Origin of the sequence: Candidatus Spyradosoma sp. SGI.093, assembly GCF_050314555.1 — a bacterium.
GTDB lineage: Bacteria > Verrucomicrobiota > Verrucomicrobiia > Opitutales > UBA953 > Spyradosoma.
The window spans coordinates 87,605-110,404 of the sequence record NZ_JBNPNH010000001.1; the positions used below are offsets into that span (position 1 = coordinate 87,605).

19 protein-coding genes are annotated in these 22,800 nt (G+C 67.0%); 14 read left to right on the top strand and 5 right to left on the bottom strand.

Features of this window, described 5'->3' with window-relative positions; translation table 11 throughout:
- Window positions 1-5 precede the first annotated feature (5 nt).
- Genes fucU through sdaAA form a run of 3 tightly spaced genes read left to right on the top strand, consistent with a single transcriptional unit; the run spans window position 6 to window position 2,069 of the window.
- Window positions 6-440 carry an L-fucose mutarotase gene (gene fucU / locus ACQREB_RS00400; RefSeq protein ID WP_427763942.1) on the top strand — a complete coding sequence of 145 codons (435 nt, stop codon included), beginning with the start codon at window positions 6-8 and terminating at the stop codon, window positions 438-440.
- A gap of 41 nt (window positions 441-481) precedes the next feature.
- A complete protein-coding gene (gene sdaAB / locus ACQREB_RS00405; protein ID WP_427763945.1) occupies window positions 482-1,159 on the top strand; it encodes an L-serine ammonia-lyase, iron-sulfur-dependent subunit beta in 678 nt (225 codons plus the stop codon).
- Between the two features lie 13 nt (window positions 1,160-1,172).
- Entirely contained in the window at window positions 1,173-2,069 is an 897-nt protein-coding gene (gene sdaAA / locus ACQREB_RS00410) for an L-serine ammonia-lyase, iron-sulfur-dependent, subunit alpha (protein WP_427763947.1), read from the top strand.
- Window positions 2,070-2,163: 94 nt separating this feature from the next.
- On the opposite strand, the gene nagA is transcribed toward sdaAA, so the two are convergent.
- Genes nagA through argJ form a run of 5 tightly spaced genes read right to left on the bottom strand, consistent with a single transcriptional unit; the run spans window position 2,164 to window position 7,586 of the window.
- A complete protein-coding gene (nagA, locus tag ACQREB_RS00415; protein WP_427763950.1) occupies window positions 2,164-3,309 on the bottom strand; it encodes an N-acetylglucosamine-6-phosphate deacetylase in 1,146 nt (381 codons plus the stop codon).
- Window positions 3,310-3,357: 48 nt separating this feature from the next.
- Window positions 3,358-4,434 (bottom strand): aldose epimerase family protein, encoded by a 1,077-nt coding sequence (locus ACQREB_RS00420; protein WP_427763952.1) that lies wholly within the window; start codon window positions 4,432-4,434, stop codon window positions 3,358-3,360.
- 42 nt (window positions 4,435-4,476) lie between these two features.
- Window positions 4,477-4,896 (bottom strand): hypothetical protein, encoded by a 420-nt coding sequence (locus tag ACQREB_RS00425; RefSeq protein WP_427763955.1) that lies wholly within the window; start codon window positions 4,894-4,896, stop codon window positions 4,477-4,479.
- 31 nt (window positions 4,897-4,927) lie between these two features.
- Complete coding sequence (locus ACQREB_RS00430) at window positions 4,928-6,271, bottom strand: mechanosensitive ion channel family protein (RefSeq protein WP_427763958.1); 1,344 nt, start codon at window positions 6,269-6,271, stop codon at window positions 4,928-4,930.
- A 52-nt stretch (window positions 6,272-6,323) separates the two neighbouring features.
- Window positions 6,324-7,586 carry a bifunctional glutamate N-acetyltransferase/amino-acid acetyltransferase ArgJ gene (gene argJ / locus ACQREB_RS00435; RefSeq protein WP_427763961.1) on the bottom strand — a complete coding sequence of 421 codons (1,263 nt, stop codon included), beginning with the start codon at window positions 7,584-7,586 and terminating at the stop codon, window positions 6,324-6,326.
- Window positions 7,587-7,740: 154 nt separating this feature from the next.
- Here argJ and ACQREB_RS00440 point away from each other — a divergent pair, with 154 nt between their 5' ends.
- The 11 genes from ACQREB_RS00440 to hemW all read left to right on the top strand — a co-directional run bounded on the left by ACQREB_RS00440 (window position 7,741) and on the right by hemW (window position 22,784).
- Entirely contained in the window at window positions 7,741-8,277 is a 537-nt protein-coding gene (locus tag ACQREB_RS00440; RefSeq protein ID WP_427763963.1) for a cob(I)yrinic acid a,c-diamide adenosyltransferase, read from the top strand.
- A gap of 56 nt (window positions 8,278-8,333) precedes the next feature.
- Complete coding sequence (locus tag ACQREB_RS00445) at window positions 8,334-10,538, top strand: hypothetical protein (RefSeq protein ID WP_427763965.1); 2,205 nt, start codon at window positions 8,334-8,336, stop codon at window positions 10,536-10,538.
- A 164-nt stretch (window positions 10,539-10,702) separates the two neighbouring features.
- On the top strand, window positions 10,703-12,007 hold the full coding sequence (gene murA / locus ACQREB_RS00450) for a UDP-N-acetylglucosamine 1-carboxyvinyltransferase (protein ID WP_427763968.1): 1,305 nt from the start codon (window positions 10,703-10,705) through the stop codon (window positions 12,005-12,007).
- 114 nt (window positions 12,008-12,121) lie between these two features.
- On the top strand, window positions 12,122-12,955 hold the full coding sequence (locus ACQREB_RS00455; RefSeq protein ID WP_427763970.1) for a TrmH family RNA methyltransferase: 834 nt from the start codon (window positions 12,122-12,124) through the stop codon (window positions 12,953-12,955).
- A 22-nt stretch (window positions 12,956-12,977) separates the two neighbouring features.
- Complete coding sequence (gene rph, locus ACQREB_RS00460) at window positions 12,978-13,706, top strand: ribonuclease PH (RefSeq protein WP_427763972.1); 729 nt, start codon at window positions 12,978-12,980, stop codon at window positions 13,704-13,706.
- Between the two features lie 62 nt (window positions 13,707-13,768).
- Window positions 13,769-14,326 carry a gamma carbonic anhydrase family protein gene (locus tag ACQREB_RS00465; protein ID WP_427763975.1) on the top strand — a complete coding sequence of 186 codons (558 nt, stop codon included), beginning with the start codon at window positions 13,769-13,771 and terminating at the stop codon, window positions 14,324-14,326.
- 136 nt (window positions 14,327-14,462) lie between these two features.
- The gene (locus ACQREB_RS00470) at window positions 14,463-16,100 is read left to right on the top strand and encodes a S8 family peptidase (RefSeq protein WP_427763978.1); all 1,638 of its coding nucleotides are present in this window, start codon (window positions 14,463-14,465) and stop codon (window positions 16,098-16,100) included.
- 27 nt (window positions 16,101-16,127) lie between these two features.
- Window positions 16,128-16,715, top strand: a complete 588-nt coding sequence (locus ACQREB_RS00475) for a class I SAM-dependent methyltransferase (protein ID WP_427763979.1) — start codon at window positions 16,128-16,130, stop codon at window positions 16,713-16,715.
- A gap of 66 nt (window positions 16,716-16,781) precedes the next feature.
- Window positions 16,782-20,528, top strand: coding sequence for a phosphoribosylformylglycinamidine synthase (locus ACQREB_RS00480; RefSeq protein WP_427763981.1), 3,747 nt, complete (start codon window positions 16,782-16,784; stop codon window positions 20,526-20,528).
- Window positions 20,529-20,662: 134 nt separating this feature from the next.
- Window positions 20,663-21,586 (top strand): aldose 1-epimerase, encoded by a 924-nt coding sequence (locus tag ACQREB_RS00485; protein WP_427763984.1) that lies wholly within the window; start codon window positions 20,663-20,665, stop codon window positions 21,584-21,586.
- Between the two features lie 25 nt (window positions 21,587-21,611).
- On the top strand, window positions 21,612-22,784 hold the full coding sequence (gene hemW / locus ACQREB_RS00490; protein WP_427763987.1) for a radical SAM family heme chaperone HemW: 1,173 nt from the start codon (window positions 21,612-21,614) through the stop codon (window positions 22,782-22,784).
- The last annotated feature ends 16 nt before the right edge of the window (window positions 22,785-22,800 follow it).

The window sequence follows — 22,800 nt, forward strand, 5'->3', positions numbered from 1 at the left end:
GGTCTATGTTACAAGGAATCTCCCCGCTTCTTTCCCCGGAACTGCTCGCCGTGCTCTGCCGCATGGGACACGGCGACGAAATCGTCCTCTCCGACGCGCATTTTCCGGCCGAAACCTTCAACTCGCGCGTGCTGCGCGCCGACGGCATCCGCGTTCCCGCCCTGCTCGACGCGATTCTGCCGCTCTTCGTACTCGACCCCTACGTGAAGTCTCCGGTCATCATGATGCAGGCGGTTCCCGGCGACACGCTCGACCCGGCGGTCGGCGCGGCGTACCGCGAAGTCATCGACCGCCGCCGCCCGGGAACGCCCGACTTCGAGCTGATGGAACGCTTCGCGTTTTACGAACGCGCGAAAAAGGCGTTCGCGGTCGTCGTCACGGGCGAAACCGCGAAATACGGCAACATCATTCTGAAGAAAGGCGTCACGCCGATCGAATGAGGCGCCCGCGCCGCGCGCTCCGCGGCGCTTTCTGAAAAGCCATGAACATTTCGGCGTTCGACGTCATCGGACCGGCGATGGTTGGTCCTTCGAGTTCGCACACGGCGGGCGCCGTGCGGCTGGGGCTGCTCGCGCACCACATCGCGGGCGGCTTCCCGCCGTTCGGCCGCGTCAGGATCGAGCTGCACGGCTCTTTCGCGGCGACGGGAAAAGGCCACGCGACGGACCGCGGCATCGTCGCCGGGCTGCTGGGATTTTTCCCGGACGACGAGCGCATCCGCGATTCGCTGGAGCACGCGCGCAGGCGCGGCATCGGCGTGGAGTTCCGCGACGCCGATTTCGGCACGGACGCGCACCCCAATTCCGCGCGCGTCACGTTTTATTTTTCGGACGGCACGACGCTCGAGACGCTCGGCGCGAGCGTCGGCGGCGGGAACGTCGAGATCCGCGAAATCGACGGCTTCCGCACGAATCTGACGGGAACGCTCGACGCGCTGCTGTGCTGGCATCTCGACCGCCCGGGCTTTCTCGCGCACGTGACGGGACTGCTCGCCTGCGTCAGCGCGAACATCGCGGCGATCATCACCGCGCGACGCATGCGCGGGAACGAAGCCTTCACCGTCATCAAGACGGACTCGCCGATTCCCGACGACTGTCTGAGCGTGCTGAACAAAATCCCCTTCGTCAGCCGCAGCGTCCGCATTCCCAAAATCAGCTGAAAATTTTTCTGTCATGAATCCCGAAGACCCGACCCGATACGATTACTCGACGGCGGAAGAACTGCTCGCCGTGTGCGAACGCGAAGGCATTTCCGTGGGCGAGCTCGCCCAGCGGCGCGAAGAGCTGCTCACGGGCACGCCGCGCGAAAAGAATTTCGAAAAGATGCGGGAGCATTTCCGCACGATGCGCGCCTCAGTGAAGCGCGGGCTCGCGATCACGACGCCTTCGCCGAGCGGGCTCTCGGGCGGCGACGCCGGAAAAATCCTGCGGCGCGCGGAAAGCGGGAACTCTCTGCTCGGCGCCTCGCTGACGCGGCTCGTCGCCTACGGCTACGCGGTGCTGGAGACGAACGCGCAGTTCGGGAAAATCGTCGCGACGCCCACGGCGGGCTCGGCGGGCATCGTTCCCGCGTGCCTGACGCTGCTCGAAGAGACGCGCGGCGTCGGCGAAGACGCGCTGACGAACGCGCTGTTCACGGCGAGCGGAGTCGGCGTGCTCATCGCCGGAAACGCCTTCATCGCGGGCGCGCAGGGCGGCTGCCAGGCGGAAGTCGGGAGCGCGTCCGCCATCGCGGCGGCGGCGGTCGTCGAAGCCCTGGGCGGCACGCCGCGCCAGGCGTGCGCGGCGGGAACGTTCGCGCTGATCAACACGCTGGGGCTCGTCTGCGACCCGATCGGCGGCTTCGTCGAAGTGCCCTGCGTCGCGCGCAACGGCATGTTCGCCGTGCATTCCTATCTCGCGGCGGAACTCGCGCTCGCGGACATTTCGCCGCGCGTGACGCTCGATGACGCGATCTTCGCCATGCGCGACGTCGGCCGCCGCATGCCTCCGGAACTGCGCGAAACCTCGCGCGGCGGCCTCGCGATCTGCCCGAGCTGCACCGGAAGAAAATTCACCTCCCAGCCCTAAGCCCCTCGCCCGCGGGAACGCGTCGGAAGACGAAAAAACACGGGAACGTCGGACGGATCCGACGTTCCCGTGTTTTTTGCGCGACGCGCGGGAATCAGCGCGTGAACTTGCAGACGCCGTCCACGAAGGTCTTCGTGACGAGGAAGTCGTCGCCGAGCAGGACGAAGTCCGCCGCGAAGCCCGGAGCGATCTTGCCGCGGTCCGTGAGGCCGAGCGACTGCGCCTGGTTCCACGACGTCGTCTTGACGATTTCGCAGAGCGGCAGCCCCGTGATCTTCTGAATGTTGCGGATGCCGAGCGAGTAGTTCAGCGTCGAGCCCGCGAGGTTGCCCGACATGAGGCGCGCCTCGCCGTTCTTGACCATGATCGGCAGGCCGCCGAGCTGCGACGGTCCGTCCGGCAGGCCCGAGCACGCGAGCGAGTCCGTGATCATCATCAGGCGTTCGCAGCCGATCTTCGAGAACGCGAGCTTGAGCATGTCCGGGCACAGGTGCACGGTGTCGCAGATCGCCTCGACCTTGACCGTCGAATCGACGAGTCCCGCGCCGACGAGCCCGATGTTGCGGTGGTGCAGCGGCGACATCTGGTTGCAGAAGTGCGTGAGGTGGACGAGGCCGGAGCGCTTCGCGGCGAGGAAGTCCGCGTAGGTCGCGAGGCTGTGTCCCGCGGAGCAGCGCACGCCGAGCGCGGTCGCCTTCGCGATGAAGTCGCACGCGCCCGGGAGTTCCGGCGCGAGCGTGATGATGAGCACCGGCGAAATGGCGTGGAGCTTCTTGAGTTCTTCGAAATCCGGGTCGCGGCGGAACGCGGGATTCTGCGCGCCGAGCTGCTTTTCGCAGACGTAGGGGCCTTCGAGGTGCGTTCCCGGAATCTTGACCGAGCGCGGCGCCTTGTTGTATTCGGCGACGGAGAGCTGCACCTTTTCGAGCGTCTCGTAGCCGAGCGTCAGCGTGGTCGCGAGCCAGCTCGTGACGCCTTCCTTGATCTTGCAGTCGGCGATGGTGTTGAGCGCCTCGACGGTGCCGTCGCAGGCGTCCGCGCCGCCGGCGCCGTGGGAGTGCACGTCGATGAAGCCCGGCATGAGCATCTGCCCGGCGGCGTCGATCGTTTCGTCCGCCGCGGGAAGCGCGTCGGCCGCGCCGTAAACCTGAGTGAACTTGCCGTCCTCGACGAGCACGGCTCCGCCCTCGACGTCGAGTCCGGGCGAGATGATGTGAGCATTTTTGATGAGCGTTTTCATGGTAATAATGAGATTTGAACGTTTTTCAGGAAAGGGATTCCGCCGGCGTCACGCCTGGACGCTGGGGCGATAAACCGTCGTGCTCGCGTAGGGGCGACCGGGAACGAGAACGTTCGCGCGGAACTGTCCCTGGTTGATCGCGTCGGGCACGTGCTGCGTCTCGAGCGCGAGGCCGGCGTAATCGGCGTAGGCCGCGCCGTCCTTGCCGGGAACGCCGCCGACGGCGTCGCCGAGCCAGTTGCCGCTGTAAACCTGCATCGCGGGCTCGGTCGTCGAGACCGTCAGCACGCGGCCGTTTTCCTCGCAGACGAGCGTCGCCGCCGGGCGAAGCGTTCCCGCGTGGCCGTCGACGACGTAGCAGTGGTCGTAGCCCTTCGCGAGCGCGAGCTGGCGCGCGTTCTTGGCGTCGATACGTTCGCCGATCTGATGGAAGACGCGGAAGCTGAACGGGCGCAGACCGTTGACGTGCCAGACTTCGCCGGTCGGAATCGCGGTCTCGTCCGTCGGCAGAAATTTGTCCGCGTAAAGCTGCAGCCACTGCCCGAGCACCGTTCCCGAGGCGTGCCCCGCGAGATTGAAATACGCGTGGTTGGTGAGGTTGATCGGCGTCGCCGCGTCGCTTTCCGCCGCGTAGTCGATTCTGACCGCGCCGTCCGCGCAGAGCGTGTAGGTGACGGAGACCTTCACCGTTCCCGGGTAGCCTTCCTCGCCGTCGGGCGAGACGCGGGAAAACTTCACGGCGGGCTCGGCGTCGGTCCCGCAGATCTCCGCGGTCCAGACGTAGGCGTTCCAGCCGCGTTCGCCGCCGTGCAGGTGGTTCGGTCCGTTGTTGACGGCGAGCTGGTATTCCTTGCCGTCGAGAGAGAATTTTCCGCCCGCGATGCGGTTGGCGACGCGCCCGCAGACCGCGCCCGCGTAGGCCTTCTGCGCGGCGTATTTTTCCGCGGAATCGAAGCCGAGCAGCACGTCGGCGAACGTTCCCGCGCGGTCGGGCGTCAGCCACGCGACCCAGGTCGCGCCGTAGTCCGTGAACGACGCGGAAAAGCCCGCCGCGTTCGTCAGCGTGTAAAGCGAAGCGGAAACGCCGTCGGCGCTCCCGAAGGGTTTTGTCGAAACGTTTTTCATAAATTTTTCGGAAGAATTTGCGGTTAAAGGAAGCCGCGCGCGTCAGCGCAGCAGGAACGGCGCGAGCAGGCGGCAGGCGACGACGAGCAGCGCGCCGAGGTAAAACGCGGAGGCGGACGCGCTCGCCGCGAGCGCGGTCACGATTCTGCCGCCGCCGAAGAGCGTTCCCGCGGCGGAGTTGCGGCGCGCCAGCGCGAACGTCCACACGGAAAGCGCGAGCGCGAGCGCGAAGAATCCCCACGCGAAAAAGACGTGCGCGTCAAGAAGCGCGTTCGAAAACGCGTCGCGGACGCCGCCCTGCTCCGCGCGCGCCGCCAGTTCGACGAGCGTGCCGTGCGCCGCGCGGCCGACGGCGAGCGAGAACGCGGGAACGGCTAAGACGAAGAACGCCGCGAACGCGCAGACTTTGCGCGGAAGGCGGTCCTTGGAGGCAATGGCATCGGAGCTTTCCATGTGCTTCATTTTATGCCCGAAACGGCGTTCCCGCGCAATTTTATTCCGCGTTCCCGCGGACGTTCCCGGCCGCGGCGAGCGCGGCGGAGAACGCGTCGAAGTTCCGGCCGCTCGGTTCCTGGAACGGGCGCAGACCGAATTCCGGCATGACCGAAAGCAGGTGGTCGAAGACGTCGCTCTGAATGTTCTCGTAATCGACCCATTCCGTCGTCCGCGTGAAGACGTAGATTTCGAGCGGCAGCCCCGTCGCGCCGGGATCGAGCTGGCGCACGATCAGCGTGAGCCCGCGCGGATCTCCGTTCTCGTCCGTTTCGTCGCCGTTCCAGAGTTCCGCCTTCGCCTTCAGGTAGGCGACGCAGTAGGCGCGGAAAGTGCCGACGTTCGTCAGCCGGCGCGCGTTCGCGGCGGACGCGCGGACCGAGTCGCCGCGCTTCGCGTTCTCGCTTTCGACTTCGGGAATCTTACGTTCGAGATACGGCTCGAGCAGCTTGATTCTGCGCCAGCGCTTCAGATCTTCCGGCGTCGCGAAGCGGATGGTCTCCATGTCGACGTTGATCGCGCGCTTGATGCGGCGCCCGTGCGACTCCTTCATGCCGCGCCAGTTCTTGAACGACGTCGAGATCAGCGTGTAGGCGGGAACGCTCGAGATCGTCTTGTCCCAGTTGCAGACCTTCACGGTCGTGAGCGAGACGTCCACCACGTCGCCGTCCACGTTCAGGCTCGGAATCTCGATCCAGTCGCCCTTGCGCGCCAGGTCGTTCGCGCCGATGACGAATCCCGCCGTCAGCCCCAGCAGCGTGTCGCGGAAGACGATCAGCAGCACCGCCATGATCGCGCCCAGCCCCGAAAGAAAATACATCGGCGAGCGGTCGGAGACGATCGAGAGCATCCAAATGCCCACGCCGATGCCGATCAGCAGCTTCAGCGCCTGGAAAAAGCCCTTGATCGGCAGCCCGCCCGTGCGCTTGGAATTTTCGCCGACGTCGATCGCCGTGTTCAGCAGCGAGAACGCGAGCCCCGCGCACGCGCCGGCGAAATAGACTCCCGCGGCGACCGCGAGCACCTTCTCCGTCGTCGGCTCTCCGGCGAAAAAGAACGGCACGGCGCGGACGCAAAGAATCGAGACGATCAGGTGCGAAAGCCGCTGCGGGAACTTGTGCAGGCAGAGCGAATCGTCCCAGTCGTTTTTCGTCCTGCGCGAAATCGTGAGCAGCGCCAGCGTCAGCGTCCTGCGCACGACGAAGGCGATGCCCCACAAACTGCCGGCGTAGACGCCGACGACGACGAGAACCGCCGCCGCCGTGGACGCCACCGTTCCCGCCTCCGCGTCCATGCCCCACGAGAGAAAAATCTCCCGCAGGACGTCGATGAGATGCGCGATCATGTTTTTCCCTCCCGAGCTTCAGCGATTCGGCTGCGCGGCGCGTTCCCGCGGCTCACTCGCCCTTGTTGAAATCGACGTACGCCTCCGTGAGGTCCGTCGAAATCAGGCGATAGTCGTGCGTGCCGAGGTTGAGATGCATGTGAATCGAAAATTCCTTCTTGCGGACGACTTCGCGCCAGCGCGGCTCGTTCCCGGCCTGCAGCTCGCCCTTGAGGAAGACGGGAACGTCGTCGTAGTAAAGGTCGATCTTCGTCTGGTCGATGCCGCATTTCGCGTAGCCCGCCGAGCAGAGGAGGCGCCCCCAGTTCGGATCGCCGCCGCACCACGAAGCCTTCACGAGCAGAGAGTTGCCGATCGAACGCGCGATTTTGTTCGCCTCCGCGTCCGTGCGCGCGCCGTAAACGTGCAGCGTGACGACGCGGGAGATCTTTTCGCCGTCGCCGACGATCTTCTTCGCCAGCGCGAAGCAGACCTTTTCGAGCGCCTCGCGGAAGAGCTCGAGCGACTCCGGATTCTCCTCCGAAATCTCCGCGCCCGAAGCGCCGTTGGCGAGCACGAGCACCGTGTCGTTCGTGGACATGTCGCCGTCCACGGAAACGCAGTTGAACGACTGCCCGACGGCGCGCCAGAGGCATTTCTGCAGGAGCTCCTGCGAAATCTTCGCGTCCGTGGCGATGAGGCCGAACATCGTAGCCATGTTCGGCTCGATCATGCCCGCGCCCTTCGCCATGCCGGAAATCGTGACGGTCTTGCCGCCGACGCCGAGCGCGCCGCCCAGGGAAAACTTCGCCGTGCAGGTCTTGCGGCGCGTGTCCGACGTCAGAATCGCGTCCGCCGCGCGCACGGACTCCTCGCGGTCGGGCTTCAGGCGGCGGACGGCCTCGCGGATGCCGTTCTCGATCTTTTCCATCGGCAGGTTGACGCCGATGCGCCCCGTCGAGCACACGAAGAATTCCTCCGGCCTGCGCGCGAGCATCTCGGCGACGAATTCGCACATGCGCCGCGCGTCGCGCATGCCGCGCTCGCCCGTGCAGGCGTTCGCGTTCCCGCTGTTGGCGATGATGCCGTGCACCGGCGAGCCGCCCGTCGCGTGCGCGCGCAGATGCGCCTGAGACGTGTACACGGGAGCGGCCTTCACGTCGTTCGTCGTGAACGTTCCCGCCGCCGTGCAGGGGCTTTGGGAAAAGATCAGCGCGAGGTCGAGCCGCTTCGCGTCGCACTTGTTGCGGATGTCGCAGGCCGTTCCCGCGACGGAAAAGCCGGGAACTTCCGCGATCCCGTCGGAGTTGTCGATGAATTGGATTTTTTCGAACATGACGTTTGTGAATTATGTAAGATGTGAAGCGCATTTCAACGCGTTTTCCCCGCCGACGCAACGCAAGAGATGCGCTGTTCCCGCCGCGCGCGGTTTTTCGCTTTAAAAAACGCCACGAATCGGGAAAACTTTCCGCAAGAAATTTCCCGCCACCATGCGACAATCCAAAGCCAAAAATTCCATCGCGACGCGCACCGGAGACGACGGTCTGACGACGCAGCTCTACGGAAGACGCATTCCGAAAACGCACCCGCGCATCGTCGCCAACGGCAGCATCGACGAGCTTTCCTCGCAGCTCGGCCTCGCCAAGGCCTTCTGCGAAGACGCCGCGCGGCGGGAGACGCTGGAGCGCATCCAGCTCGAACTCATCGCGCTGATGGGCGAAGTCGGCGTTCTCGACGAAGACCGCGAAAAATACCTCGCCTCGAAAATCCGCCGCATCGAGGAAGCCGACCTCGCGCGGCTCGACGATCTCGTGGACGAGCTCGAGACGGAAGAGCGCCGCTTCACGGGCTGGGTGCTCGCGGGAACGTCGCCGCACCAGGCCGCGCTCCACGTCGCGCGCGCCGTCTGCCGCCGCGCCGAGCGCGACGTGATCGCCCTGCGGGAACGCGGCGAAACGCTGGGCGATCTGCCCGCGCGCTACCTGAACCGGCTTTCCGACGTGCTGTGGCTGCTCGCGCGCGACTGACGCGCCTCATCGCCCTGCGGACTTCAGACTCCCGTCCTTCATTCAAATTCATTTCCATGACCACCGAAAAAAAATCTCAAACCCGCTTTAACTTCTTCCGCGCCGGAGGCGTGGAGCAGCTTTCCGTCGCCGACGGGAACGATCTCGCCGCCGTATCCGAGCTCGACCCGAAGCTCTGGGTCGCGCTCAGCATGCCGACGGAAGGCGTCGATTTCGACGCGCGCACGCTCGCGCTCGTCGATTCCGACAAGGACGGTCGCATCCGCGTTCCCGAAATCCGGGCGGCGGTCGCCTTCGCGCGCGAACACTTCGCGGATTTCTCCTCGTTCTTTCCCGGAAAAACGTCCTTCCCGCTTTCCGCCCTGAAAAAGGACAGCCCGCTCGCGGCGACGGCGGCGACGCTCGCCGACGCCGACGGGAACGTCGCGCTCGAAGCCGCGCGCAAGGCCGCCGCGGACTTCGCCGCGCGCCCCTTCAACGGCGACGGGCTGCTGACGCCCGCCTCGGCGGAAGGCGACGCCGTCGCCGCCGCGCTGATCGCGGACGTTCTCGCCGTGCGCGGAGGCGTGCCCGACGACGCCGGCGTTCCCGCCGTCTCCCCCGCCGACGCCGAAGCCTTCGCCGCCGAAGCCGCCGCCGCGCTCGCCTGGCGCGAAAAGGCGGAAGCCGACGCCGACGCGATCTTCCCGCTCGGCGAAAAGACCGCCGCGGCCTTCGCCGCGATCGAAGCCGTGCGCGCGAAAGTCGAGGATTTCTTCGCGCGTTCCCGCCTCGCCGCCTACGAGCCCGCGAACGCCGAAAAGCTGAACGCGAGCGCGGACGACGTCGCCCTGCTCGCCCGCGGGGCGCTGACGCCCGCCGCGTCCGCCGCGTTCCCGCTCGCCCGCATCGCGGCGGCGACGGGCGTTCCCGCGCTGCCGCTCGAAAGCGGCGTGAATCCTGCCTGGGCGGACGCCCTGCGCGCGCTGCGCGACGCGGCGCTCGTTCCCGCGCTGGAACTGCCCGTGAAGACCGACTCGATGACGGAAACGCGGTGGCACGAACTGCTCGCGAAGTTTTCCGCGCACGCCGCCTGGAGCGCGGCGAAACCGCAGGGGAAAATCGCCGATCTGCCCGTCGCGCGCCTGCGCGAAATCGCGGGAACGGACGTCGCCGCCGCGCTCGCTCCGCTCTTCGCCCGCGACGCCGCCGAAGCGCCGACGCGCCGCGCGCTCGAGGACGCCGAGCGCCTCTGCCTCTATTCCGGGCACCTGACGTCACTGCTGCGCAATTACGTTTCGTTCGCCGATTTCTACGCGCTCTCGCCGGACACGATCTTCCTCGCCGGCCGCCTCTTCCTCGACGGGCGCGAATGCGCGCTCTGCGTCCGCGTGAAGGACGCCGCCTCGCACGCTGCGCTCGCCGCCAAGAGCGAGTGCTTCATCGCCTACTGCAAGTGCACGCGCAAGTCCGACGGCGCGACGATGACGATCGCCGCCGTGCTCGGCGACGGCGACGCCGACTCCCTTTCCGTCGGCCGCAACGGCGTCTTCGTGGACAAGCGCGGGAACGACTGGGACGCGACCGTCGAAAAAATCCTCGAACAGCCGATTTCCCTGCGCCAGGCGGTCTGGGCGCCCTACAGAAAGCTCGTCCGCTTCGTCGAGACGCAGATCGCCAATTTCGCCGCGGCGCGCGAAAAGAAGGTGGACGCGGATCTTTCCGGCGGCGTCGGCAAGGTCGCGGCGACGGCGGACGCTCCCGCCGCGAAGCCGGCGTTCGACATCGGCAAGTTCGTCGGCATCTTCGCCGCGATCGGCTTGGCTTTGGGCGCGATCGGCGCCGCGCTCGCCGCGCTCGGAACCGCGTTCCTCGCCCTCGCGTGGTGGCAGATGCCGCTCGCGCTGCTCGGCGTGCTGGTGCTGATTTCCGCGCCGTCGGTCGTCATCACGGCGATGAAGCTCCGCCGCCGCTCGCTCGGCCCGATTCTCGACGCCAATTCCTGGGCGATCAACGCGCACACGAAGATCAACATCGCGCTCGGCAAAGCCTACACGTCGATGCCGAGCAAGCCGAAGGGCTCGAAGCTCGTCGGCAGGGATCCCTACGGCGAAGGCTGCGGGAAGACGCGCGGAATCGTCGTCGCCCTGCTCGTGCTGCTCGCCGTCGGAATCGTCGCCGGCGTGCTGCTGAAGCGCCGCCTCGACGCGGACGCCGCCGCGGCGGAAGCCGTTCCCGCGCAGACGGAAGAAGTGTCCGCCGCTCCCGAACTGAATAAATGACAGTTAATAATGAATAGTGAATAACGTAGTGATGAGGGCTGTCTTGAAATCCTTTCGGCGCAGACGAACGCAAAGCGTTATTCATTATTCACTTTTCACTGTTCACTGATTCCGTCACTTCCTTTACACCCTGCATTTTCCGTTTTCCACATTCCTTTTTCCCGATGGACGTTTTAAGAATCAGAGGCGGGAACGCGCTGCACGGCGAAGTCTTCGTCGGCGGCGCCAAAAACGCCTGCCTGCCGCTGCTCGCGGCGACGCTTTTGACCGACGAACCCTGCGTGCTGCGCAACGTGCCCGATCTGAGCGATTCGCGCTTCATGCTCGAAATTCTGCGGCATCAGGGCGCGCTCGTCGAGCCGATCGGCGCGAACGCGTGGCGCGTCACGGCGGGAACGCTGCAGCCGAAGACGCCCTACGAGCTCGTGCGCAAGATGCGCGCGTCGATCTGCGTCATGGGCGCGCTCGTCGCCCGGCTGAAACGCGCGGAAATCCCGCTCCCGGGCGGCTGCGTCATCGGGCAGCGGCCGATCGACCTGCACGTCAAGGGACTGCGCAAGCTCGGCTGTACGATCGAAAACCGCGCGGGCATGATGCGCATCGACGCTTCCCACGCGCGCGGCGCCTACGTGTTTCTCGGCGGGCGCTACGGCAGCACGGTCACGGGAACGGCGAATCTGGTGATGGCGGCGACGCTCACGCCCGGCGTCACGCGGATCGACAGCGCGGCGTGCGAGCCCGAAATCGGCGACCTCTGCCGCATGCTCGTCAAGATGGGCGCGAAGATTTCCGGCGTCGGGTCGCCGACGCTCCTCGTCGAGGGCGTCGAGAAACTTTCCGGCTGCGAGCACGTCGTCATTCCCGACCGCATCGAGGCGGGAACGCACCTGCTCTGCGGCGCGATCACGCGCGGCGACGTCACAGTGCGCGGCGCGGTCACGGAGCACCTCGGCGCGTTTCTGGACAAGCTCGACGAAGCGGGCGTGCCCGTCGAAACGCTTTCGCCGACGGCGGTCCGCGTGCGCGGAGACCTCGTGAAGGATTTTCGCCCGATCGACATCGTGACGCTCCCGCACCCGGGTTTTCCGACCGACCTGCAGGCGCAGTTCACGGCGCTGCTCGCGCTCGTTCCCGGCATCAGCATCGTCACCGAACGCATTTATCCGAACCGCTTCATGCACGTTCCCGAGCTGCTGCGCATGGGCGCGGACATCGCGATCGAAGGGCCGAGCGCGATCGTCAAGGGCGTTCCCGCGCTCTCGGGCGCGCCCGTCATGGCGTCGGACCTGCGCGCGTCGGCGGCGCTCGTGCTCGCGGGGCTCGCGGCGTCGGGCGAAACGTGGGTGCAGCGCATCTATCACCTCGACCGCGGCTACGAAAAATTCGAACGGCGTCTCGCCGCGCTCGGCGCGGACGTCGTGCGGCTCCGCCAGGAGGACATGCCCAGCGAGCTGCGGAGCGAAGCGTGAGGACGAGGTGCAGGGTGGAATGTGTAAGGTGTAATGAGGTGAAAATTTTCGGCACGCGCCGGGAGCTTCATAACTTTCTTTAAGCTTTAGGCCGTAATCTCTAAGCTTTTTCCCATGGTGATTTCTTCACGACAGAATCCGCGCATTCAGCGCCTCGTCCGCCTGCGGGAACGCGCCGTCCGCGAGCGCGAAGGCGTCTTCCTGCTCGAAGGCATCCGCGAAATCGAGCGCGCCGCCGCGGGCGGTTTTGCTCTGCTCGAATTCTATTTTTGTCCGGAACTGATCCGTTCCCGCGCCGCCGCCGAAGTCGCCGAAAAAACGCGCGCGCGCGTCGCGCCGGAGAACGTCTTCGAAGTCGCCGCGGGCGCGTTCGAGAAAATCAGCTACCGCGACAAGCCCGAAGGCCTGCTCGCCGTCGCGGCGATGCGGCGTCTCGAGCTCGACGATCTGCCGCCCGCGCCCGCGGGAACGCCGCCGCTCTACCTCGTCGCCGAGTCCGTCGAAAAGCCGGGCAATCTCGGCGCGCTGCTGCGCACGGCGGATTCCGCCGGCTGCACGGCGCTGATCTGCTGCGGCGCGGGAACGGACGTGTACAATCCGAACGCGATCCGCGCCTCGCAGGGCACGCTCTTCACGATGCCCTTCGCCGCCGCGCCCGCGGAAAAAGTCCGCGACTGGCTGCTCGCGCGCGGCGTGACGATCTTCGCGACGACGCCCGACGCGGAAAAAATCTACTGGGACTGCGATTTCCGCGTTCCCGCGGCGATACTGCTCGGCACGGAAGCGACGGGGCTTTCGCCGTTCTGGCTCGACGCGCCGGACGGGAAATCCGTCGTTCCCGCCGCCATTCCGCAGCGCGGCGCGGCGGACTCGCTGAACGTCTCGATGGCGGCGGGCATCTGCCTTTTCGAAGCCGTGCGCCAGCGCGCGCAGGGCGCGGCGTCGTGAACCCCGATTCAATTTTTTCATCATGATCATTCGTCCAGACAACCGCGAGGCGGACCGACTCCGCCCGATTTCCTTTCAGCCCGGCGTCGCGCCTCACGCCGCCGGCTCCGTGCTCGCCTGCTTCGGCGACACGCGCGTCATCTGCGCCGCGACGCTCGAAGAAAAAGTGCCGACGTGGATGCGCGTCCAAGGCGTGAAGGGCGGCTGGCTCACCGCCGAATATTCGCTGCTCCCGTATTCGACGCTCGACCGCAAGCCGCGCGACATTTCCCGCGGCAAGCTCGACGGCCGCACCGTCGAAATTCAGCGCCTCATCGGGCGCTCGCTCCGCGCCGTGCTTGACCTAAGCAGGCTCGAGGGGCTCACGCTCTGGATCGACTGCGACGTGCTCCAGGCCGACGGCGGCACGCGCACGGCGTCGATCTCCGGCGCGTACGTCGCCGCCAAGCTCGCCGTCCGCAAATTCATGGAGGCGGGAAAAATCAAGGAGGATCCCTTCACCGATTCCGTCGCCGCGATCAGCGTCGGCATCTATCAGGAGACGCCTATTCTCGACCTCTGCTACGTCGAGGACAAGGACGCCGCCGTGGACGCCAACGTCGTCATGACGGGAACGGGCCGCTTCGTCGAGCTGCAGTCTTCCGGCGAGGAGGCGACGTTCTCGCCCGACGAGCTCGCCGCGATGATCGCGCTCGGCAAGAAGGGCGTCGCCGAAATCACCGAAATCCAGAAGCACGTGCTGAAGGGCTGAGCGAAGGCCCGGCGTTCCCGCGCCCGTCCCCGAAAATCCGGAAAATTTTTCTTTTTACGACCATGACCGAAGAACAGAAGAACGACGCCGCCGCGCGTCTCGAAAAATTCCTCAACCGCACGCCGCAGGTGGACGAATCCGCCTACGTCGCGCACGAAGCCAAGCTCATCGGCGCCGTCACGATCGGCGCGCGCGCGAACGTCTGGCCCGGCGTCGTGATGCGCGCCGACATCGAAGAAATCCGCATCGGCGAAGGCACGAGCATTCAGGACGGCACGTGCATCCACCTCGCGGACGATCTGCCGACCGTCGTCGGCGACTTCGTCACGGTCGGCCATCGCGTGATGCTGCACGGCTGCACGATCGGCGACGAAAGCCTGATCGGCATGAGCTCGACGATTCTCGACGGCGCCAAGATCGGGAAGCGCTGCATCGTCGCGGCGGGCGCGGTCGTGCCCCCGCGCATGGAGGTGCCGGACGGCACGATGGTCGTCGGCTGCCCGGCGAAGATCAAAAAGATGCTCACGCCGGAAGAGCAGTCGAAACTGCGCTACTGGGCGGAGAAATATCTCATCGTCTCCGCCGCGCACAAGGCGAAGTTCGGCTCGCAGAAGTTCTGAAAGGAAAAGTGATGAGGTGATGGAGTTATGAGGTTATGAAGTTCATGGCATTCGGCTTCGCCGAAAGGAATTTTCGAAAACCTTTTTCGCGAAGCGAACAGCAGGCAACTTCATAACCTCATAACTCCATAACTTCATGACCTTCCCCGACATGTCCTCGCGTGCGAAAACCGCTTTCGTTCTCGCCGTCCTGCTCATCGCGGGAACGACGGCGGCGCTTTTCCCGCGCCGAAGCGGAGACTCCGCGACGACGAACGCCGCTGCCGCGACGCAGACGGATTCGCCCGAACGCGCGCGGCGGGCCGAAGCGACGCCGGCGGGAACGCGGGCGTTTTCCGGAACTCCCGCGGGAGCGCTTCCGGGCGAAGCCGTGCTGTTCTTCCGCGACACCGCCGCGCTCGAGGCTTTTCTGAAAAACGCCGCCGCCCGCGGGTTGAAAATTCTCGGCGCCGTTCCCGCGCTGAACGCCGCGCGCGTTTCCGTCGGAGAGGATTTCGACGCCGCGCGGATTCCCGGCGCGCTCGGCGCGGACTTCAATTTCGCCGTGCGCGTTCCCGCTACGCCGCCGGACGCGTTTTCCGACGCGGAGGCGCGCGACGTTTCCGGCGGCCTCGGGCGCGTTCCCGTCGGCGAAAACGCGCTCGCGCAGCTGGGCGTTTCGGAAGAAAAACGCGCCGCGAGCTCGCTCGGCGCGGGCGTGAAGATCGCCCTGCTCGACACCGGCGTCTTCGCCGGACACGCTTCGCTCCGGGACGCGAAAATTTCCGTCATCGACGTCGCCGGCGGCGCGGCGGACACGGCGGACTCGCTCGCGCACGGCACCGCGGTCGCCTCGCTGATCGCCGGCAACGGCGAAAACGGCGTCTTCGGCATGGCGGCGAACGCGGATCTTCTCGCCGTGCGCGTCTTCGACGGCGAAGGGAACGCGACGGCGTTCGAGCTCGCGCGCGGTCTCGTCGCCGCCGCGGACGCGGGCGCGCGCGTGATCAGCGTCAGCGCTGGGCTCGACGCGGATTCCGCCGTGCTGCGCGCCGCGGTCGAATACGCGCTGCGCGCGGGCGCGACGATCGTCGCCGCGGCGGGCAACGAAGGCGTGACCGCGTTGTCGTTTCCCGCCGGATACGCGGGCGTGATTTCCGTCGGCGCGGTGGACGGCGCGAACGCGAGCGCGCCCTTCTCCAACGTCGGCGAAAATCTTTCCGTCGTCGCTCCGGGCGTCGCCGTGACGGCGGCGGGAACGTCCGCCGCGGACGCCGCGACCGCCTTTTCGGGCACCTCCGCCGCCGCGCCGCTCGTCGCGGGAACGCTCGCCGCCGCGCTCGCGGACTCCGCGGGAACGCTCGGCGCGGACGCGCTCGAAGCGACGGCGGACGATTTCGGCGCTCCCGGGCGCGACGCGGAATACGGCGCCGGGCTCGTGAATTTCGAGCGCCTCACGCGGCCCGCCGGCGCGCGCGTCTCCGACGTTTCCGTGAACGACGTCCATTGCCGCCGCGCCGAGGGCGGGCGCGCCGAGCCCGCGGTCTTCGCCACGATCCAGAACCGCGGGACGCTCTGGGAAGACTGCGCGTTTTCGTTGCGCATCGTCTTCGCGGACGGCACAATCTCGGCGACGGGCGGCGCGCTGCGGCTTTCCCCCGGAGAATCCGCCGGACGCGGCGCGGGCGTTCCTGAGGCGCGTCTGCGCGAAGGCGTCCTCGTCGAAGCGAAAATCCTCGACGCCTCCGGCGCCGTCCTTTCCGACCGCTCGCTCCTCCTCCGCTCCGCCGACTGAGCGCGCCCGAATTTTTCACCGAAAGCCATGAAGATCAACCTCGTCGCCTGGGCTCACGACTTCGCGCGGGAACGCTTCGCGGAGACGGCGCGCCTTCCCGAGCCGGCGCTCGCCGTGGACGCGACCGTCGGCAACGGACACGACGCGCTCTTTCTCGCGGAGCTCGTCGGCGCGCGCGGACGCGTCGCGGGCTTCGACGTGCAGGCGCCGGCGATCGCGGCGACGCGGGAACGCCTGAGCGCGCACGGACTCTCGGAGCGCGTCGAGCTGCATCTGCGCGGGCACGAAACGATGGCGGAAACGCTCGGCGCGGCCTGGCGCGGACGGACGCGCGCCGTCTTCTTCAATCTAGGATATCTGCCGAAAAGCGACCGCGGAACGGCGACGCGCCCCGAGACGACCTTGCCCGCGCTCGACGCCGCGTGGTCGCTGCTCGCGCCGGGCGGCTTCATTTCGCTGACGGTCTACACGCGCCATGCGGGCGGCTTCGAGGAGTCCGCGCGCGTCGCGGAATGGCTCGAAAAGACGCGTTCCCGCGCGGAAGTGCTCGCCCTGGGCGCGCACAATCCCGTCGAACCCTGGTGGGCGGGAGTGACGAAACCCTTTGAGCGCTGACGACGCATTACCGCCTTGCCTCGCGGGGGCGTTTCGGGGAAAATCGCGGTTTTAATTCTATCCGTCATGAAGCGCATCTTCGTCGAAAAAAAATCCGCCTTCCGCGAACAGACAAACCACGTCCTCCAGGACCTCCGCGAATCGCTCGGGCTGCCCGGGCTCTCCTCTCTGCGCATCGCGCAGCGCTACGACGTGGACGGGCTCTCCGACGCCGATTTCCGCAAGACGCTCCCGACCGTGTTCGCCGAGCCGCAGACGGACGACGTCTTCGAAGACGCGCTCCCGTGCACCGAGGGCGACCGCGTGTTCGCCGTCGAATACCTGCCGGGGCAGTTCGACCAGCGCGCGGATTCCGCCGCGCAGTGCGTGCAGATGCTCACGCTCGGCGAGCGCCCGCTCATCGCCTCCGCGCGCGTGTACGTGCTCGGCGGCGAAATTTCCGACGACGATCTCGCGCGCGTCAAGGCCTACCTCATCAATCCCGTGGACTCGCGCGAGGCCTCGCTCGCCGTTCCCGCGACGCTGAAGCCGAACGTTCCCGCGCCGCAGCCGATTCCCGTGCTCGAAGGCTTCACGAAGAAGTCCGACGCCGAGCTCGCCGCGCTGCGCAAGGAGCTCGGGCTCGCGATGAGCGACGCCGACGTCGCCTTCGTCCGCCGCTACTACGCCGAAGACGAGCGCCGCGACCCGACGCTCACGGAAATCCGCGTGCTCGACACCTACTGGTCCGACCACTGCCGGCACACCACTTTTCTCACGCGTCTGAACAGCGTTTCGTTCGACGCCTCGCCGCTGCTCGCGCCCGTCGAAAAGGCGTGGAAAAAATACCGCGAGCTGCGCGAATCGCTCGGTCGCGCGGACAAGACCGTCTGCCTCATGGACGTCGCGCTGCTCGCCATGCGCGAGCTGAAAAAGCAGGGCAAGCTCGACGACCTTGAAGTCTCCGAGGAGATCAACGCCGCCTCCATCGTCGTTCCCGTCACGATCGACGGCAGGACGGAGGACTGGCTCGTGATGTTCAAGAACGAGACGCACAACCACCCGACGGAAATCGAGCCCTTCGGCGGCGCAGCGACCTGCCTCGGCGGCGCGATCCGCGACCCGCTTTCCGGCCGCAGCTACGTTTACCAGGCGATGCGCGTGACGGGCGCCGCCGACCCGCGCGCGCCGTTCTCGAAGACGCTCCCGGGCAAGCTCCCGCAGCGCAAGATCGTCCGCGGCGCGGCGCAAGGCTATTCCTCCTACGGCAACCAGATCGGGCTCGCCACGGGCATGGTGCACGAAGTCTATCACCCGGGCTACGTCGCGAAGCGCCTCGAAATCGGCGCCGTCGTCGCCGCGGGACCGAAGGAAAACGTCGTGCGCGGCACGCCCGCTCCCGGCGACATCATCGTCCTCGTCGGCGGGCGCACGGGGCGCGACGGCATCGGCGGCGCGACCGGCTCTTCCAAGGAGCACACGGAAAAGGCGCTCGAAAACAGCGCCGAAGTGCAGAAGGGTGACGCGCCGACGGAGCGCAAGCTGCAGCGCCTCTTCCGCGATCCCGCGGTCTCGAAGCTCATCAAGCGCTGCAACGACTTCGGCGCGGGCGGCGTCTCCGTGGCGATCGGCGAACTCGCGCCCTCGCTCGACATTCATCTCGACCGCGTTCCGCGCAAATACGAGGGGCTGAACGGCACCGAGCTCGCGATCTCCGAATCGCAGGAACGCATGGCGATCGTCATCGCACCCGAAGACCTGGAAAAATTCCGCGCCGCCGCCGACCGCGAAAACCTCGAATCCACGCACGTCGCGGACGTCACCGACACCGGCCGCCTGCGCATGTACTGGCAGGGCTCCGCGATCGTCGATCTGCGTCGTGAATTTCTGGATACGAACGGCGCAACGCAGGAGGCGGACGCGCACGTCTCCGCGCCCGATCCCGTCGCCAATCCCTTCATGCCCAAGCCGCTCCTCGACGGGAACGCGAAGGCGACCTGGCTCAACCTGCTCGGCGACCTCCGCTGCTGCGGCCAGCGCGGCCTCGTGGAGCGCTTCGACGCGTCCATCGGCGCGGGAACGGTGCTGCATCCCTTCGGCGGAAAGACGCAGACGACGCCCGTCGAAGCCATGGCGGCGAAGATACCCGTGCTCGAAGGCGAGACGGACGACTGCACGCTGATGAGCTTCGGCTTCGACCCGACGCTCTCGAGCTGGTCGCCGGCGCACGGCGCGGCGTTCGCGGTCGTCGATTCCGTCGCGCGCCTCGTCGCCGCGGGCGGCGATCCCGCGCGGGCGCGGCTGACGCTGCAGGAATATTTCGAAAAGCTCGGCGACGATCCGAAGCGCTGGGGCAAGCCGCTCGCCGCGCTGCTCGGCGCGTTCACGGCGCAGCTCGAGCTCGGCAACGGCGCGATCGGCGGCAAGGACTCGATGTCCGGCTCGTTCAAGAATCTCGACGTGCCGCCGACGCTCGTCTCCTTCGCGATCGTTCCCGCGAAGGCCTCGCAGGTCATTTCTCCGGAGTTCAAGAAAATCGGCTCCAAAATCGTCTACGTTCCCGCGAAGCTCACGGCGGACCAGATGCCCGACTGGGCGGACCTGCGCGCGAAGCTCGCGAAGATTCACGCGCTCGCGCTCGAAGGAAAAATCCTCGCCGCGCGCACGATCCGCGAAGGCGGCAAGGCCGCCGCGCTGACGGAAATGGCGCTCGGCAACGAAATCGGCGTCCGCCTCGCGACCGCGCCGGACGAAGCGTTCTTCGCCGTCGAACACGGCGCGTGGATTCTCGAAGTCGCCGCGGACGAAGCGCTCGACGGGCTCGAACACGTCGTGCTCGGCGAAACGCAGGCCGCGCCCGAAGCGAGCTGGGACGGCGGCGCGCTCCCGCTCTCCGACATGCGCGACGCGTGGGAATACGCGCTCGAAACGGTGTTCCCGACGCGCGCCGCTCCCGCCGACACCGCGCCCGCGCCGCAGACGTTCTCCTTCGCGGACCGCTCCGGCGTTCCCGCGCACTCGAAGATCGTCGTCGCGAAGCCGCGCGTGCTCATTCCCGTGTTCCCGGGCTCGAACTGCGAATACGACACCGCGCGCGCCTTCCGCGAAGCCGGCGCCGAGCCGGAAATCTTCGTCGTCCGCAACCTTTCCGCCGCCGCCGTCGACGAGTCGCTGCGCGCGCTCGCGGAAAAAATTTCCAAGACGCAGATTCTCATGATTCCGGGCGGATTCTCCGCGGGCGACGAGCCCGACGGCTCCGGCAAATTCATCGCCGCCGTCTTCCGCAATCCCGCCGTGAAGGACGCCACGAACGCGCTCGTGAAGGAGCGCGACGGCCTCATTCTCGGCATCTGCAACGGCTTCCAGGCGCTCATCAAGCTCGGGCTCGTACCCTTCGGCGAAATCCGCGACATGGACGCGAGCTGCCCGACGCTGTTCCACAACCGCATCGGCCGCCACATTTCGCGCTACGTGCACACGCGCGTCGCGTCCGTGAAGTCTCCGTGGCTCGCGAACGTGAACGTCGGCGACGTGTTCACAGTTCCCGCCTCGCACGGCGAAGGCAACTTCACGGCGTCGCCGGAGACGGTCGCGCGGCTCGCGGCGAACGGCCAGATCGCGTTCCAGTACTGCACGGCGGCGGGAACGCCGAGCTACGACATCGCGTGCAATCCGAACGGCTCCTGCCAGGCGATCGAGGGCATTCTTTCGCCGGACGGCCGCGTGCTCGGCAAGATGGGGCACTCGGAACGCCGCGGCGCGAACGTCGGCAAGAACATCCCCGGCAACAAGAACCAGCCGCTCTTCGCCGCCGGCGTCGCCTACTTCGCGTAACCGGCGCGGGAACGCCCTCTTCCGGGACGGAGAGTTTAGCTCTCCGTTCCCGCGGCTCGGCGTCGGATTTCGCCGGCGCGGGCTCAGTTTTACCTCGCGTTCCCGCGCGCGGCGGGATTTTAATTGTCGGCACCATGATGACGACCTTCGAAAAAGACGGACACACCTTCCAGCAATGGCGCGTCGGCGCCTCCACGTTCACGGCGTGCATGACGCGCGGCGCCCGGCTCATGAGCTGGGACGTCGAAGTCGCGGGAACGCGCCGCGGCGTGATCCGCTGGCCCGAAAACGCGGATTTCTCCAACTACCGCAAGATCCGCGGCGGCAACCCGATTCTGTTCCCGTTCATGGGGCGCAACTACGCCGACGGCAAAAAGTTCTTCTGGAAAAATCCCGGCGACGGCGTCGTGCGCCCGATGCCGCAGCACGGTTTCGCCGTGGACGGCGCGTTCGAAATCGTCGAGGCGACGGAAAATTCCGTCCGCGCGAAGTTCCTGCCTTCCGCCGACGCGCGCGAGGGCTATCCGTTCGACTACGAATTTTTCGTCACCTACCGCTTTTCGGAGCTCGCGCTCACCTGCGAGTTCGAGCTCGTCAACCGCGGCGACGTGCGCGTTCCGTGGTGCGCGGGGCACCATTTCTACTTCACGCTCCCGTGGCACGCGGGGCTGACGCGCAAGGACTACGCGCTGAAGATCGACGCGAAGAAATTCTGGCATCACGACGGCGACGGCAGACTCGTCAAGGCGGACGCGCCGAAGGAGCCGATCACGTTCGGCGATCCCGCGATCTGCGACCTCATCTACACGAAGCTGAAGACGAACCGCGTGGCGTTCGGCCCGAAGAACGGCGAGGAAAACGTCGTCGTGCGCGTCGGCGACAACGAGGCGCCATCGGCGTGGACGACCGTCGTGACCTGGTCCGAGAGCGAGGACGCGCCGTTCTACTGCGTCGAGCCGTGGATGGGCGCGCCGAACAGCACGGAGCACGGGAACGGCCTGCACTTCGTGGAACCCGGCGCGAGCGAGGTCTTCAAGGTCTCCGTCGCGCTGGAATGACGTTCCCGCGCACGGCGCACGACGCATGACGAATCCGCCGCCGCTCGGGCTCTACGTCCACGTGCCGTTCTGCGGGAACGCCTGCGACTACTGCGCGTTCTACAAGGAAGCGCCGCGCCGCGAGGCGATCGACGCGTGGCTCGCGGGCGTGGAGCGCGAAATCGGGCTCGCGCCGCTCCCGCGCCCGGCGCGGACGTTCTTCGTCGGCGGCGGCACGCCCGGCGTGCTGACGGCGCGCGATTTCGAAAAGCTCGGCGAAACGCTGCTGCGCGCCAACGGCGGGAACGCTCCCGAAGAATGGACGGTGGAGCTCGCGCCGCCGAGCGTCCGCGCGGACAAGCTGCGCGCGCTGCGTGGGCTCGGCGTGAACCGGATTTCCCTCGGCGTGCAGTCCTTCGACGCGGCGACGCTCGCCCTGCTCGGCAGACGCTGCGCCCCGAAAAAAATCTTCGAGGCTTACGACGCCGTCCGCGCGGCGGGCTTCGACAACGTGAATTTCGATCTGATCTTCGCCGTTCCCGGCGAGGCGCGTTCCCGCTGGCGCGCGGATCTGGCGCAGGCGGTCGCGCTCGCGCCCGAGCATCTTTCCGCCTACTGTCTCATGCTCGAAGAGGACGCGCCGCTGCTCGCGCGGCTGAAAAATTCGCCCGCCTTCGATCCCGCGGAAAAATCGCCCGAGCGCGAGGCGGAGCTTTATCTCGAAACCTGGGAGACGCTCGCGCGCGCCGGCTACGCGCAGTACGAAGTCGCGAACCACGCACGCGCGGGAAAAGCGTGTAAGCACAATCTGAATACGTGGCGCATGGGCGAATGGCTCGGCTACGGCCCCGCCGCGGCGTCGCAGTGCGGCGGCAGGCGCTTCGCGAATCCCGCGGATCTGTCGCGCTGGCTCGACGCGCTCGCGGACGGCGTTCCCGCGCGGACGGACGTCGTCGAGCTCGACGCCGCGACGCTCTTCGCCGACGCGCTCGTCTTCGGGCTACGCATGAACGAAGGCGTGAATCCGCCCGCGCTCGCGCGGCGCTTCTTCGGCGACGCGGCGCGCGTTCCCGCGAAGCTTGCGGCGCTCGCGGAAAACCTGCGCGAGGAAGGCTATCTCGCCGAAAATCTTCCCGCGGGAACGCTCGCGCTGAACGCGCGCGGTCTGCTCGTCGCGGACGCCGTGGGCGCGGAAGTCCTCGCCGCGCTCGACGATTGAGGCGGAGGGGCTTCGC